Below are 15,715 nucleotides of genomic sequence, written 5' to 3'. Positions count from 1 at the left end.
AACCTGATCTCACGGATTTTGCGATGTACCGAGTTGCAGGATCAAGCGGAGGTTGGAGCGTGGGAAGACAGTCTCGGTAGAGTTCAACTCGTCACAGAGTTTTCGGACGGCGCGGTCAGACACGCCATGGGCCATGTGGTGCAGGCGTACGGTCAAGGTTCCAGCCTGAGCGTCGGGGAGCAAATCCGCTTCGGTCGTGTAGATCGCGCGTAGCAAGCTGCGTGCCTCGTCCGGGCGCGCGAGCAAGGGTGCCAGGACGTTGGCCATGGCCGTTTCGGCGCGATAGGCAATCATCTTGAGCGTGTCGAGCAGCTGCTTGCTGTGGGTGCTCAGCCGGCGAAATCGGTTTTCTTCGGGCAAGTCCTTAATGTCGAGATGAGAGGGTGTCTCCTTGCGTTGTTCCTTCAGGGTCTTGAGTTCGTCTTGCAGATGTTCGATCTCGTCGTGGGCCGCGGCCTTTTTTGCGACAAAAGCATCGACTTTCACGGGGTCAATCGTCTCGTTGAGGTTGAGCGCGCCGAATTGGGCGAGCCGGCGGCTGAGCTTGCTGGTCAGCGAGCGCACCTGGCCGTCGAGGGTTCTGCGAGCCGGGTTAACGACGCGTGCGGTATCAGGAATTTGTTCGGTCTGATAGTCGGCCAAGCGGTCCAGGGCAAAGTGTTCACGGGCATACTTGAAGAAATTTTCCTGAGACCACCGGGCGAACAGGGTGGCCGCCAGGAGCCCTATGCCGGATTGGTAATCCGTGCTGATCAGGGCGACCTGGCGACCGGTGTGACAGAGCTTGCGTATCTCGCGTACCCACAACACGCCACCGAGAAGCGTGCCCCGTTCGGCGAGTTGCATGCGTACCCGTTCACCGCTGCGCAACTCGACCGTTCCGTCGACAAACTCCTCGGCTGACCAATCGTCACCGGGGTACTTGCGATAGGAGAGACAGGCAATGCGACGAGCCTTCAGGCGTTTGAACAACTCCGGACTATAGCCTTCGCGATCGAAAACCAGGGTGAAGCGATGGCGCAACGGTTCGGCTGCCAGCACTTCGGCGTTCGGCTGGCCCGGGATATCCCGTTCCAGACGGGGTAGAATCTCGCCCTCGAGGACCTTGATCAGGCCGGGATCGACGGCTTGCGTGACCCGAAAGAAGGGCTGCCCGTCGATCGCGTTGACCCAGTAATCGGCCGTCGCCCGCTGGCACAGCCGCTGCCGCGCGATGTAGTGGCGCGGCAGCTTGGTCTGCTCGCCGTAATACACCCGCACATGCGCGTCGACGTAAAGGATGCCCGCTTGTGCCGGCGCCGCCGCCATCCAGCGCCGACACAAATCGGCACTCCATTTTTCGGCCTGATCACCCTGACTCAGGAGCTGAATCTTCTCGCGCAGGGTGCGCACTTCGGGAATCCGATCCAGACCCAGCAGTTTGCCCCATTCGCCAGGCGCACAAGTGCGCAGGGACTCGACCGATTCCAGCCGTGCCAAGGCCATGAAGGCGATCAACATCAACAGACTGTCAATCCCATAGTAGCCCGGTGGCAGGGGAAGCCCCTCCGCTCCTTCGAGCAGCCCAACTGCCAACAAGGCGGGCAGCGCAAACAACACGCCGCCACGCGGCACGTCGACGGCCAACTGGAACTGCGGGAGCACCGCATTCAGCCCACCCACGCTAGCCGCCACCCGGGCTTCCACGTTGCTGGCCCCAACCCCCATCGGGGCGGCGCTGTCGAGTGCGCTCCGCTCGCTTTTGGTGCTCACGACGAGCGCGCAGGTCCCCTTCGCCGCCGGAACATGCAGCCGCCCAGCGCGCACCGCTTTCGACAGGGTGTCGCTTTTGATCCCCAGTTCAGCCGCCGCGCTGGGTACCGTTTGGCCCTCGTCCAACAAGGCCTGCGCCTGCTTCAACACCTCTGCCGTCAGCACCGCCGGACCACGGCGCCGCGGCGGAACATAGAATCCTTTCGGCCCCTCCTGCCGATAGCGCTTCAACGCACGCTTGACACTCAACGCGGGCACCCCGAAGGCGCGCGACACGTCCACCACGCGTAAATGACCCTGCGCGATAAACTGCGCCGTAATCATCCGGAACGTCGCCAGATCGTCCTCGGCATGACTGAACACCGGCAGGACCCCGTGGAAATACACGACTTGTCCATCCTCTTTCCCGACAGACAGCAGTTCCTTGACCGGCGTGACGGCATCAGGAAAAATCGGCAACAGCAGTTGGGGCATCCGAATCTCCAGCAAGCTCCGCGTGGCGCCGAGCAAAAACGCGTACTATCTACCTTTCTCGGTATCTTCGCAATATCCGACACGCCCCCCCGCCACAAACCCGAACTGCTGCTCGTCCGGCAACCTAACCTCATGAACTGCTACGGATTTAGAATGACGATCGTGCAAACGTCATGGCGCCGAGATCAGGTTGTCTGAGTCCCCTCCGAATTGACGACGATCACCGCGCTGGCTCCGCCGCTGCAAACCGCCTGGATTTCTGCACTCCGTTCGCGGGCGCAGGGTGGCGTCAGTCCTTACTCCCGCCGCATGCGTGCCAGCGGGCTTTTATGAGGAAGGCGAGACGGAAGAGCTGAGCCCGGAATTTTCGGTCCGGTGGCGCGATTCGCGATGCTGGAAGTCGGCCATGAAGCCGACCAGTTGCTCCACGGCGGGAAGTGTCAGCGCGTTGTAGAGCGAGGCGCGAATGCCGCCCACGGCACGGTGACCGGCGAGGCCTGAGAAGCCGGCCTGTGTCGCGGCGGCAAGAAAGCGCGTTTCGAGTTCGGCACTGTCCAGGTTGAAGGCGCAGTTCATTTCAGAGCGGTCGACAGGTTTCGCGCGGCCGCGATAGAAGCCGTCACTGGCGTCGATCTGCGCATACAGCAGGGCGGCCTTGCGCTGGTTGATTGCCGCCATGCCCTCAAGACCGCCGATGTCGTCGAGCAGCCAGCGCGTCACCAGCAGCACGGCATAGATCGCGAACACCGGCGGCGTGTTGAAATTGGAGTGCGCCAGGGCGTGGTTGCGATAGTCCATGTATCCCGGCAGGTTCGGCGGAACATCCTTGAGCAGTTCGTCGCGCAGCAGGACGATGGTCACCCCGGCCGGGCCGACGTTTTTCTGGGCGTGCGCATAGATCAGCGAAAATCGTTCGGCCGCGCACGGCTGCGACAAAAAGTCCGATGACATGTCGCAGACGCGCGGCACGTCGTCGCGGCCGAGCAGACGGTGGAACTGCAGGCCTTCAACGGTTTCGTTGGAGACGTAGTGGAGGTAGGGGGCGTCGGCGGAAAAATCGAGATCGGCAACAGTGGGCAACTCGCGGAAGCCGCCCTGCTCGCCGCTCCAAAGCACCCGCACCGGCCCTTCGCGTTGTGCTTCGGCGACCGATTTTCCGCTCCAGTAGCCGGTATGCAGGTACTCTGCCGGCGCCCGCCTGCCGCGCAGCAGGGTCATCGGAATCATCGAGAACTGCTGCGTCGCACCGCCTTGCAGGAAGAGAACGTGATAGCCCGTGGGCAGGCCGAGCAGGCTGCGGATATTGGCTTCCAGTTCGGCGACCACGGCGGCAAACCAGTCGGAGCGGTGGCTGATGCCAAGGATCGAGAGGCCGACACCGGGAACTTCGATGATCGCCTGCTGCAGTTGCTGCAGGACACATTCCGGCAGCGCGCCCGGGCCACCGGAGAAGTTCAGGCGGTTGCGCGGATTCATCGTGCGGCTCTCTCGCGTCGAGGCTTCCATACGCTGGCCGCATCGGCCGCGCGGCAAACGAGCATGTCGCGAAAGGCGTCGCGGATTCGGTGCATGCGCTCTTGCTTGTAGGGGAACATCTCCTCCGGGTCCATCGCGTGCACCACCATGGCATGATCGATCTCGAATACGAGGAGTTTGCCATCCCGGGTCTCGGCGCAGTCGATGCCGAGGTAGTCGAGCCCGGTTCTATTGAAGATCGCCGTCAGCGCCGCATCGTGGCGCCAGACGAATGAATCGAAGTTGGCCATGAAGGCGGCTTCCTCGTCGCGCCGCGCCGCCTCTTTATACATGTCGGCATTGACGTAATGGACCATCCAGTGCGAAGACACCGCCATGTGGCAGGCAAAGGCTTCGCCGTCGATCAGGACAATCCGGAATTTGCGGAACAGACCGTCGTCGCCACTGTAGTCAATGAAGTTGGAGACGAAGAAATCGGCATCGTCGACTCTCGCCAGATAAGCCGGGATCGCCTGCGGGGAATTGATGGTTTCGAGGTCGCGTCCGGCCTGCGAACCGAGCGGGCGGACAATGAGCGGATAGCGGCAGCCTGCGCATGCGGCCTCGATGCCATTTCCGCTTTGCGCGATTTCGGCCAGCGCCGCGCGTGTCACGCGCAGGGTCGGCGGGATGCAGACCCCTGGCGCATCGTGCAGCAGCGTGCTGGCCGCGTTGCGGTCGAGATTCGGAATCCGCGTCGGGCGGTTGATGACCGCTTGCGGCCAGGTGGCCAGCGCGCCTTCCAGCATCGCCAGCAGGCTCGTCGTTTCGTTGCCGATGCCGATCCCGACGAACAGCACGTCGTGATCGGGGAGCGCTGGCAGTGAGGCTTGCGTCAGCGCGAGATAACAAAACTCCAGATCGATGTCGCAATCTTCGAGCAGGCAGTCCAGCGGCACGTTCGCCGCCAGGTCGCCCGGCACGGCGAGGATCAGGAGCTTGAGTTTCGCCGGCTGCCGCAAGGCCGCAAGCGAGTAGTGGCGCTGCATTGCCAATGCCTGTGCCTGGACGGTCAGGGCGAGATCGCGCTGACCGATGCAGAACATGGCGGTCGACAGGTTCATCCAATGATTGGCATCGATGCTATGGCACTGGGCCTGGGCCAACAGATCCTGGGCGATCGGCAGCAGGTCGATGCCGGCCAGGTCGAGGCGCAGAAATGGGGCGAGCCCCATGAACGCGGCTTGTCCGGTGTCGTCGGCCGGTCCCGGCGCCAGGGTCGCCATGTCGCTCAACAGCGCTGCGGCTGGACGTCGCAGGGGGCGGTGCGGGCGTTCGGTGGCGAGGAAGTCCTGCATGTAGCGACGTTTCTCTGCGCTGCATGGCCTGACCCAGAAGTCATCGATTCTCATCACTTCAGTGCCGGCGCGGCAAATCGAAATCTCATAGCGCCTGTTCATCAGCACCGAATGCACATAAGTCGCGAAGGTTTCGGCGAAGTCGTCATAGACGCTGGTCGCCGCATAGAGCGTGGCGAAATTGCTGCCTTGCAAGCCGGTATAGAGCGGCACGATCTGATCCGCAGAAAGCGGGCGGTCCCCGTAATAGACGACCTCGTCGCGCCGGGTGAAATCCTGGTGCGGACGCGGCACGATTTTACGGTCGCCAGCATGCTCCGTTACCTGCCAGTCGATGGCGAGAAACGAATAGGCGTCGTCCTCCGTCTTCAGTTGTTGCGCATCCAGCCACCAGTCGGGGACGGCGGCTTCGCCGACGCAGACGACGTGGCCGAATTCGTGCAGCAGCAGGAACTGGATCGCTGCCATACGGCTGTCACGGCCGGGCTCGGCGATCTTCGCCGCTATCGTCATCGTCGGTGAGGGGAGGAAGGGCGTGTTCTCCTTCCAGCTGATCCAGTCGTTTGCGCTGCGCTGCATGAAAGCCTTGGGATCCATCGCGACGACCGCGCCGATGGCCTCGCCATGACGATTCAGGACCACGTCGGTGACCGCCGAAGAGTCCAGGCCGTGCACGAAATAGATGCCAAGGAGCTTGTCGGCGAGCAGCCGTTTGACTTCTTCCGGCATCCCGTCGATGGCCGCGCGCACATCGTCGCGGAAATCGTCAGCCACTACCAGGGCACGCACCGGGCTGCTGGCGCCGGCCGCTGCATTGACCCGGCCGATGAACTCGATCAGTTCGTCGGGTGCTGTCCCCAGACGCTCACCGATCGGGAGCTCGAGAATCCTGTGCCAGTGGTTCGATTCAGTGGTGACGATGTTGGCTTCTCCAGTTTTCGCGACGCTGATTCTTTCGCCCCCTGCGGCGCATGACGCAATCTACCTCGATTCGCGAAAGCGGCGGGAAGACGCATTGTCGAACTTGTGGGACATGACTTGTCAGCGGATTGGCAATGAACGTCAGCCACTCTCACTTGCTGAGCTTTCCGCGGCGTATTCGCTTGCCATCTCACCGCCGCGGACAGTGCGAGGGTGCCTCAGCGGCCGCCTGCGGACAGCTCCGGCGGGGTTCGATTTGGCTCGCTGAGCTTCGTCGCCAATCGGGACTTATCAGGGTTAGCGCTATCGATGCCGCAGACCTGTCCGGCGCTGACCAATTATACCTTGTCGGATTGCATCACAGTTTCAGGCAGAAAGCACTTCGGCGTGTCGGCGATGGCTGCCGCCAGGACTTCGTCGGTAAGGAATTTCGCGGGCCGCTCAAGGCGCCTGATCGCGACCAGGGGGATATCGGTTTAGCTCGTTTCGTGTGCAAGCGACCCCGGTGCCCGCGCGTGTCATCACCAAGGCACGATCAGCGGCGCCCTCGACGCCCGCTGCGCACGCACGGCAGGCTCGGCCCATTCCGGCAAGACGTGCGCTATATCACGCAAGCGCGGTGGCGCCCCTGTTCTAATGAATCCGTGCCTTGCAGGCGCCCGCAAACGATCAGTACGACGCTTGCCGGGATCAAAACAGTGGTGTGTGCGTAGCGCACCAGAGCTCTATCTATTGAAGGATTTGGCGATGAAGAACAACATGATCCGCGCGGCGATTGCTGCGCTTGCCTTCTGTGGCGCCGCTACGGCCAACGCCGCTCTTTTCGACGTCGCAGCGGCTGCCAATAGTTCGTCCGGAGGCGCCGGACTGAACACCGGCATCACGCTGAGCGCCAATCAGGCATTTTCAGTGACCGCCGGCACCAACGACCTCTGGAGCGCCGGTGCCTTGCCGCGCTGGTCCAACGCCGACGGCCTTGTCGCCGATCTGTTTGCCACCGGCTCGGACGAGTCTGGGCAGGCTGGCGGGACGCTGATTGGTCAAAACTTCGGCCTATGGAGTCAGCACGCGCTTAGCGCGCCCTATGGTGCCCTGATCGGCGAGTTGGCCGGCACGTATTTTCTACTTGGCACGAACTTCTCCGGCCTCGCGCCCGTTGCCGGGACACTGAATCTCTACTACTGGGACAGCAATAATGGCGACAACTCGGGCAGCATTCGTGCCGACGTTCGCGTTGGCCAGGCCGTCCCGGAGCCGCTAGCACTCAGCCTGGTCGGCATCGGACTCTTCGGACTTGCTCTTTCCCGCCGCAAGCGGGCCTGGCAGTAGCCACATTTATTCAGCGGTGACGCTTCCCGAGGTCAGTTCTTCCCTCTCGTCCCATACCTGTCGTCGGGTTTCATAACGAAGGCCAGAAGAAGGATTTGACCCCGGGCTTAAAAGCCCTGAACGCACGCTTGCAGGCGCCGGCCGAAGGCAGGCAGCCTTCTTCGAGAACACAGCGGAGTGAAGATGAAAAAAGGACCAACTACTACACAGATCTCGCGGCCGACTACTCAAGGCCCGGTCTGGTAGCGGAGTCATTGCAAAACGAATTTCTCGCGCTTTCTTTGAAGATCAACGCGATGCAGGAGAAGTCGCCGCCCGTGATCGGTGACGACTATACGATGTCGCAGGTCGAGCAGGAAAACAAGGAATGGTGGCCGACGCATTGCGAGGCCTTGCGACAGGGCCGCGGCGACATCCTGACCGGTGAATACCGGCCAGACCTGGTTTACTTCTGCCAGGATGGCGCCTACTACGGAATTGAAGAGCAAAAAGTCAGGGAACAGCATTGGTGGGCCTTGATCGCCCAGCCGGGCGCCACCATGACCTGGCCGATTGTCATGTTTCATGGCGAGTACGTATGGTTCGAATGGAGCTGTATCGATGACGATACCAACGAAACGCTGGCCAAAGGAAGCTGTGTCTGGGTGAGGCGCGGTCATCGCGGCGGTTGCAACTTCAAAGGTGAGCAATTGACGTTCTACAGGGATGTTTTTTCATCGCCGGAATTGCTGGAGTTGATTACCAGGAGTTGACAGCAGAACTTGCCAGTGCCCCCAGCGTTGCCAGCGCGTCCCGATGTCAGAACCGGGACCCATCCGTCGGGTTTTGCACACGGCGACGCTTGCGCGCCTCTTCCTCAACCTTCTCACAGGCGCCTGGCGAGCTGATCCAGCGATCCCAGAGACTGCTTGCGAGAATCGACGCCCCCAAGGTGGCAACCGCAACGCCCCCTTCGATCGCCGCGCCTTGAACGTTCAGATCAAGTGCCGGAGCCTGTAATGTGCCGCCAAGCTTGATGAAGGGGTTGATCAGATGCCCGGTGCTGAAGCCGACGCCTTGTAGCGGTACGACCTTGAAAGTGAAGTCAATCTTCTCCGAACGCAGGTCGATTGTTCCTCGCGACAAGACTGAAAGGCGGTCGGTTTGCAGAACCACTGCGGGCGCGGTTTTGACGCGCCCCTTGCGGGCCTCGAGGTAAATACCGCCGCAGCTCAGCGTCGAGTAGGGGCTCTTCTTGGCAAAGGGATTGAGCGTGTTGAACAACTCGAAGGCAAAATCACCGAACAGCACACCGAGGTCCAGCGAGCGAAATTCGCCGGGGGAACTGCGCAACCAGAAATAGCCATCAAGTCCTGCGGCCAGGGCGCTGACGCTGTTTCCGCTTGCCGAAAACTGACTGCCGACGGTGTGATGCGGAAGCTTGGCTTCATCCTCCTCGCTTATCCCGCGGACAAAGAAGATCACGTCGGTCGCTTTGAGCTGCCCCTTGACGACTGGCTGCCGACCCCGCACATCGAGCGTGAAGTTGGCGGCCACTTTTCCTTGCCGCCCCTGAGCCTGCAGCTGTTCCACGGCCAGCAGGCCGTCTTGCAGAGTGGCGGCGGCGTGAACATTGTGCAGCTGCTGTTGTCTGCCTTCGACCTTGGCGAACGATGCCAGCAGCTTGCCGTCGAAGGCACGCAGCAGGTCCAAAGGCAGCGCTTTGTCGGAAAATAGCTTGCTGCTCCTGGTGTTCTGCCGCGCTTGCTTCACCGCGCCCGCCTTGTTCGACCCACTCGCTTTCTTCGCCGACTCTTCCGGAGACGCCAGCAGCGGCTGCAGGTTCAGATAGTCCGAGCGCAGGTCGAGATCGATGCGTGGCCGGGTCGTCGTACTGATGCGCAGGCTTCCCTTGAGGTCACTTTTACCAAGGGTGGCCTGAAAATCGTCCATGCGCACGCTGTCCTTGCTGCCGGTCATGGTGCCGCTGAGCGCGAAGGGCTGGTCGACCAGGGGCCAGGCCTTGAGACTGCCGAGTTCCGACAACTTCGGGCCCTGCACCGACAAGCGAACGGCATCCGCCGAGAACACCGGTTTCAACACCAGCTTGCCGGCAAGAGCGATGCTGGCAGCCGCGATCTTGCCGTCCAGGCGTTCGATATTCACACTCGCCGCGTCAGCCGTGCCCCTGGCTTCTACGTGAAAGGCAGCCGGCGCGGCGACGTAGCCAGGAATCGCCGGTAATGAGGCGCGCAGGTTGCTGCCCGCGGCAAGCAAATCAAAGGTGATTCGTTCGGGCTCGCGAGGCCATCCCGTCGATAGCCGGCCGCTCAAGCGGCTATCCGCCAGCGAGAACTGCAGATCGTTCAGCGCCATACCCTGATCGGACATCGTCAAGTGGCTGCTCAGCGAAAATGGCGCCGCCGGGACGCCCTCCAGAAGCTGCGGTTTGAGCAGCTCGGCAAGGTTGCCACCCTCGGCGGTGATTCTGGCGTCGACACGTGGCGTCTTTCCTGCCAGATCGAGCGAAGCATCGACGCCAAAGACGCTGTTTCCCGCCCGTGCCTCCGCACTGGTGAACTGCAGCCGAGAACCTTGAAGCCTGAGCTTGCCGGCCAGCTGAAAGGGCCCAACAGGGAAATAGGCGGCGTCCTTGGCGCTGAAAAACAAGCCCGCCAGGCTGGACAGGTCAGCCCCCCGCATCTGCGGCGTCAGGTCGAAGAGCGTTTCCGCGGGCCGGAAGTCGATATCGCCGCTGGCGGACAACTGATTGTCGGCGATGCTCAGCGCGAGTCGGGCGAGACGCAGCCGTTGCGAAAGCAGCGCCAACTCGCCGTCCAGGCGTGCGGGCAGCGGGCTTTCCGCGGGCAAGCGAATACCGCGCGCGCGTAGCAGTTCGCGGAGGTCCGGGGAGCTCGCCCGATAGCTGAAGGTGGAGCCGGCCAGATCCTTCTTCTCGCTCAGCTTGCCCGATAGCTCGCCGGCAATATTGCCGAGGGTGAAATCGCCCTGCAGCGCATCGCTGCCGCCAGCGCCCTGGTTCTTGACGCTGGCCTTGATACGCAGCGGCAGTGCTGGCAAGGAGGGCAGCGATAAGAGCTTGCCGAAAGTCTGCAAGTTGGCCACCTTGGCGTCAATATCGAGATCGACGTTGGCCAGTTCCGGCAACTTCGGCGCCGTGCCTGATGCCTTGAGCAGGAGACCGTCGCTGCGGTATGAGAACTGCCTGACTTGCAGCGTCCGTCCACTGCGAGTGGCGTCGAGCTGCAATGAGTAGGGCTCTTCCGGCAGCTTGTCGACCCCCAGCAGCTGCCCCAAGGCAGCGACGCCGGGTCCTTCGGAATGCAAAAGCAAAGAGAAATCGTCAAGCGAAGAGAGACGTTTCGTCGTCAGCTTGCCGTCCAGCTTGAAGGCGCCGAAGTTGCCCTGCAGCGTGCCGCCCAGACGGTCTCCGACGGGCGCGACCGCAGCGTGCAGTTCGATGTTGCCCTGGGTCAGTTCGGGAAGCGCCAGGGCGCGCAAGGCGTCCGCTGCGTCGGCCGCAAGCAGCTCGAGGTTCATGCGCGGTGCGCGCGGATCAGAAAGGCGATCGAAGTGGCCACTGGCCTTGAGGCTGATCTTCGGCGCTGCGAGATCGAAGTCGTAGTCGATGGCGCCGCCAGCGATGAGTTCGTGGAAAGGACCGATGCGACCGTGTCCCTTGATCGTGCGTTGGTCGATGACGGCGTCGGTGCTGATCACCAGCATGTCTTCCGCATCTCGTTGCTGGCTTGCCTGCACGACGTCGACCAGCAACTCGTCGGTCATACCGGGGTGGCGGACGCGGATCTGGACATTGCGCAGCTCGGTTTGACCGAGAACCAGGTGCAACGGCGTCGAGCGCTCGTCGGATTTGCTTTTGCCGCTCTGGCCAATCTCCCAGTTGAACTGCCCTTCCTTGCTCCACTCGAAAAACAGCACGGCGTCGTCCGCCTGCGCGTTGCTGATCACGATCGGGCCACGAATCAGGCTCCAGAGATCGATCGAAAGTGACAAGCTCTTGGCCGAGAACATGTTGGGCGACTGGCTCCAGCCCGGATTCAGCCAGCGAATGTCGGTGCCACGCACGGTGGTGATGCGGCCGAGGCTGATCGCGAACTCACCGTCGACGTGAAACGGGCGATCACTCAGGGCGGAGACGCTTTCTTCGAGCGCCACGCGCAGGCGATTGTCGTCGAGCAGTAGCCACGTCGCGATGCCTGCCACGGCGACGACCAGTAGCGCAAATGCCAGCGCGACATAGGCTGCCCAGCGGCGCCTGGTGTTTGGCTTGGCTGTTATTTGCGTTGTCGACAATCCTGCAGACCTCATCGCTTGCTCGGTTTCTCGCTAGGCGTGCCATCGGGTGATATCACGAAGGCAAAAGGAAAGATATGCCCCCGGCGTTGGTGTGTTCAGGCGGCCACGGTGTCCGGCATCATGACGTCCACTACGATCTCGGAATAAGGCGCGGTAACCAGGCCCTGGGCGTCCTTTTCGACGGCCAGCCATTCGATCAGTTTTTCCACGTCGCCATGGACATTCTTGTAGTTGCGACCCAGGCGTCGAGCGAGTTCGGCGACGGTCATGGCCCCTCCCTGACGCAGCGTCGCGAGCAGTTCCCAGCGTTTGGGGGTAAACACCGCCAGCATCTGGCTGGCATTCTGGAAACCGACGCCAAAGTAGGGCGGCGCTTCGTCGCCGCGCTCCAGCGCTGCCATGGCGATGGCGGCACGCTCCAGATTGTCTTCAACTCGTGCCGCCACTCTTACATTCAGAATTCGTTTAGTCATCGTCGATTCCTTTCACGGCATCCCAGAAGTCGGCCATCAGTTGTCGCGGGCTGGTGAAGTGGTAGGGTGCTTCACCTTGACCAATGTGTTGATGGTCGCCTTTTCCTCGCTCGTTGTCGAAGCCGACCACCCGTTTGCCTTCGACCACATAGACCAGCCGATACTTCCACGAACGTTCGGACGGCGGCACCGGTTGCGGCACTCGCCAGATGACGATTTCAACGATGCCGCGACCGTACTGGTCTTTCGTCCTGAAGAGTTCGCTGGCCTTCATGTGGGGTATTACACCACAGGTTTGGTATGGTTCCTAGAACCATAGAGCTGGACGAGATCACGTTATGCTTCGCTGATACGCCCAGGCAATCACCTTCGCGCGGAAACGCGGGATCAAGCACGCGTGTAGGTGAGGTCAGCGTGGGGTCTGCCGCGTGCTTTCGATCAAGAAGACAAAAGGAAAGACCTGACCGTTCGCAGTAGAAGCAGAGCACTCGGAGTCAATGTGAAAAAAGAACCAACTATTACACGGATCTCGCGGCCGACTACTCAAGGCCCGGTCTGGCAGCGGCGTCATTGCAAAGCGAATTTCTCGCGCTTTCTTTGAAGATCGACGCGATGCAGGATGAGTCGCCGCCCGTGATCGGTGACGGCTATACGATGTCGCAGATCGAGCAGGAAAACAAGGAGTGGTGGCCGACGCACTGCGAGGCATTGCGACAGGGCCGAGGCGACATCCTGACCGGTGAATACCGGCCAGACCTGGTTCACTTCTGCCAGGATGGCGCCTACTACGGAATTGAAGAGCAAAAAGTCAGGGAACAGCATTGGTGGGCATTGATCGCCCAGCCGGGCGCCACCATGACCTGGCTGATTGTCATGTTCCATGGCGAGTACGTATGGTTCGAATGGAGCTGTATCGATGACGATACCAACGAAACCCTGGCCAAAGGAAGCTGTGTCTGGGTCAGGCGCGGTCATCGCGGCGGTTGCAACTTCAAAGGTGAGCAGTTGACGTTCTACAGAGATGTTTTTTCATCGCCGGAATTGCTGGAGTTGATAACCAAGAGTTGATAGCAGAACTTGTAAGTGCGCAAGTGGGGGCGGGGCTTTACTCTTGCTCATAGGTGTCGTCGGATTTTATCAAGAAGGCAAAAGGGAAGACCTGGCCCGGGGGCGTCTTTAAAAAGTCGACTTACAAACCCGCAAGATTCTTAATGCCATCCCAAACGCCACCCTGAAACGAGCCGGTAACTGCCGTTATCAAAGGAGCTGCCAGTATCAGCTTCCCTACCGATAATAGTCTGGCCAACCACCAGTTGTTGAGTGAGGGGTGCTTGGAGATGTAGTATGGTGCTACTGAACAAGCTAGCGCCAACGGCAGGATTAAGGCGGCGCCGGTGATAGTCCACACTCCCCAAGTTTTAGTTGGGTCAGTAATTATATTTTGTATAAAGGAATGGGTGTGCCAACCTAGAACTCCGCCAAGAACTATTGGAATAGCAGCAAAAAAAATGAAGAACAAAAGCTTACGTAAGAACGTGTCCTTTGCGGAGAGTTGTTGCTCTTGTTTTAAACTCTTTTCCTCTAACTTGGCAGCACGTTCTTCAGCGTTCGTTGCTGTTCGTAGCGCCTCGGCGAGGTCAGTTTCTATTTGCGCAGCCTTTCGGTTTGTTTCATCTAGCTGAAGATTAGTATCTGCAAGCAAGCGCTGTGACTGTTCACGGCTGATACGTTCATCCATTAGATGGGCTTCGGTACGTGCCAGAGTTCCTTTTGTGTCGTGAAGGGAATTAACCGTGGTTTGATGCTCTGCGAGCAGTTCTTCTCTGACTAAAGTAAAGATTTCATCATTTGAGGCATCTGCTCCCCGCAAGCGGGTTCGCAGTGCCTTATTGGCTAAAATGACCTTGAGAGTTGATTCGGGAAAATCTGTTACGTTTTCGAAGCGAGATATGGCCTCCAGCACCTTGATGGTTGCTTTTTCGTCCTCAGGGTCAAAAGATTGAAAAAACAGTGGCAGTTGGAGGCTGTCCACTAGGCTTTCCTCTAGGTCAGGACTACGTGGCACCCAAAACTGTATGAACTGCACCAAGTTACTTGGATAGAGAACAGCTGGGAGCTTGGACAAATTGGAAGTACGCTTTTTTCTATCGAAAGCAATCAGACGCCAATCAATTGACACAGCCCAATACTCAACCTCAAACGGTGTACTTGCATTGTCAGCACGCCTGTCCGTAACTACGTGCCAAAGGACCGCATCGTGCAGCAATCGGTCGTAGCCTTTTCGGCGGTGGGTCGGTATTTCCTCAGTTTCTCGTTCTTGTTCAGAAAGAACATCGTCAATGACATCTTGGCGCTGAGCGTAGATGTGCTGTGGTGTTTCCAGTACATGGATTCCCTTGTCACGGAGAATCGTACGCAAGTCATCAATGTAAGGCCGGAAGAAGGTTTCAGCCGTTAGCCCAGAGCTACGCTTGGCGGCGTCAAAAAACTTCTTGGCGATACTGGGCAGGGGTTGGGTTACGGCAACGTTTGCCATTGCAACAGTCGTACGAATTCTCTCGACGAGATGAAGTTGGCTGCTCAATGTTCGCTGTGCTTCATCTAGAGTTCCAGGCAGAACATAAAATTTAATCTTTAAGTGGCGCTCATTTCGTTTTGCAATATCGACGAGGGATACGACGGAGTCGTCTGCTGGATTATCGTGCAGCCCGAGCACCGAAAAAAGGAAATTGGTGTCCAAGATGACCTTGATTGTGTGCGTTTTTCGTGCACTTTCAATAACGGCGAGTGTTTCTGGTCGAAGTTGGGAAGCCTCGGCAAAAAAATGAGCGGACATTAAGCGGAGAACTTGATTTCTGCACGCTTGATTGGCCGGTGCGAAAAATTCTGAAAGAGTCTTGCGAAGACCTGTTGTGTGTTCAGGCGGAAACGGGCGAAGAAAAGGGGCTAGCCAATCACCTTCCTGTTCAAGGTTCCCGCCTGCAATGAGGTGAAACAAATTGGCACCTGCTACCCGAACGGCATTCAACAGTGCTTTTGAAAATTCGGACCAAACTTTCTCTGATGGCAAGTCTGGACAGTGATTAGTGCAAGAGGTTAGAAAGGCTGAGCGACACAGCTCTTGTTCAGAACAAGCTTTATGATAGGCTGCCGTGAGTGCTTGATTAGTCGCTTCGGTAAGCTTATAGCTTTGATTCGGCATGCGAGTAAGGCAGTTTTGAGATGAAAGAATTTCTATCTGCCTAAGTAGAACCTCGTCCGGCAGTTGTATGCCCACTTCTCGCTTTAGCCCAATCCTGAGTTCGGCTTGAGACAACGGTTTTTGTGATTTCCACAGAACGCCTTTGATGACTTGACCAATGGCTTTTTTCCACCAGCCTGACTCATTTAGTTCGACATGGTGAATAAGGGAAATAATTTCAGGGGATAAATGACGAATTGTCATTGCTTTTCTTTCAACATTGCTCGTTGGTAAAAGAAGGCGTCCTTACTGTAGCAGAAATAAAAAGCGCACCTTGGAGGTGCGGGCGCTTGACGAGGTTAGGAAAGCCCAGTTGCACCTTTTTATTATGTGTCGCACTTGACTGACATCTTGATAAGGGAGTCTTGACGCTAAGAAGTTGAACTCTATAAATT

Annotated in this window: 10 protein-coding genes; 3 read left to right on the top strand and 7 right to left on the bottom strand. The window is 59.2% G+C overall.

Translation table 11 applies throughout. The annotated features are described in order from the left end of the window. Positions 1–9 precede the first annotated feature (9 nt). The 3 genes from QZ656_RS10955 to QZ656_RS24105 all read right to left on the bottom strand — a co-directional run bounded on the left by QZ656_RS10955 (position 10) and on the right by QZ656_RS24105 (position 5,813). A complete protein-coding gene (locus QZ656_RS10955) occupies positions 10–2,226 on the bottom strand; it encodes a helix-turn-helix domain-containing protein (RefSeq protein WP_291993414.1) in 2,217 nt (738 codons plus the stop codon). A 327-nt stretch (positions 2,227–2,553) separates the two neighbouring features. Next, the gene (locus QZ656_RS10950; protein ID WP_291993413.1) at positions 2,554–3,702 is read right to left on the bottom strand and encodes a phosphoserine transaminase; all 1,149 of its coding nucleotides are present in this window, start codon (positions 3,700–3,702) and stop codon (positions 2,554–2,556) included. After that, positions 3,699–5,813 (bottom strand): hypothetical protein, encoded by a 2,115-nt coding sequence (locus tag QZ656_RS24105; protein WP_366522150.1) that lies wholly within the window; start codon positions 5,811–5,813, stop codon positions 3,699–3,701. Before QZ656_RS24105 ends, QZ656_RS10950 begins: the two co-directional genes overlap by 4 nt. A gap of 894 nt (positions 5,814–6,707) precedes the next feature. Here QZ656_RS24105 and QZ656_RS10940 point away from each other — a divergent pair. Next, positions 6,708–7,289, top strand: a complete 582-nt coding sequence (locus QZ656_RS10940) for a PEP-CTERM sorting domain-containing protein (RefSeq protein ID WP_291993412.1) — start codon at positions 6,708–6,710, stop codon at positions 7,287–7,289. A gap of 128 nt (positions 7,290–7,417) precedes the next feature. After that, positions 7,418–8,041, top strand: coding sequence for a hypothetical protein (locus QZ656_RS10935; protein ID WP_291993834.1), 624 nt, complete (start codon positions 7,418–7,420; stop codon positions 8,039–8,041). Between the two features lie 46 nt (positions 8,042–8,087). On the opposite strand, the gene QZ656_RS10930 is transcribed toward QZ656_RS10935, so the two are convergent. The 3 genes from QZ656_RS10930 to QZ656_RS10920 form a co-directional block, all read right to left on the bottom strand. Then, entirely contained in the window at positions 8,088–11,603 is a 3,516-nt protein-coding gene (locus tag QZ656_RS10930; protein ID WP_291993411.1) for an AsmA family protein, read from the bottom strand. Positions 11,604–11,701: 98 nt separating this feature from the next. Next, entirely contained in the window at positions 11,702–12,079 is a 378-nt protein-coding gene (locus QZ656_RS10925; protein ID WP_291993410.1) for a hypothetical protein, read from the bottom strand. Then, on the bottom strand, positions 12,072–12,353 hold the full coding sequence (locus QZ656_RS10920; RefSeq protein WP_291993409.1) for a DUF6516 family protein: 282 nt from the start codon (positions 12,351–12,353) through the stop codon (positions 12,072–12,074). The genes QZ656_RS10925 and QZ656_RS10920 overlap by 8 nt, the downstream gene beginning before the upstream one ends. A 296-nt stretch (positions 12,354–12,649) precedes the next feature. Here QZ656_RS10920 and QZ656_RS10915 point away from each other — a divergent pair, with 296 nt between their 5' ends. Next, positions 12,650–13,147 (top strand): hypothetical protein, encoded by a 498-nt coding sequence (locus QZ656_RS10915; RefSeq protein WP_366522149.1) that lies wholly within the window; start codon positions 12,650–12,652, stop codon positions 13,145–13,147. A gap of 121 nt (positions 13,148–13,268) precedes the next feature. Here QZ656_RS10915 and QZ656_RS10910 read toward each other — a convergent pair whose 3' ends face one another. After that, positions 13,269–15,524 carry a hypothetical protein gene (locus tag QZ656_RS10910; protein WP_291993408.1) on the bottom strand — a complete coding sequence of 752 codons (2,256 nt, stop codon included), beginning with the start codon at positions 15,522–15,524 and terminating at the stop codon, positions 13,269–13,271. Positions 15,525–15,715: the final 191 nt, after the last annotated feature.

The organism is Candidatus Accumulibacter sp. ACC003 (assembly GCF_907163085.1).
In the GTDB taxonomy this organism is placed as follows: domain Bacteria; phylum Pseudomonadota; class Gammaproteobacteria; order Burkholderiales; family Rhodocyclaceae; genus Accumulibacter.
The sequence above is the reverse complement of the archived record's forward strand: the minus strand, read 5'-3'. Positions and strand labels throughout refer to the sequence as shown.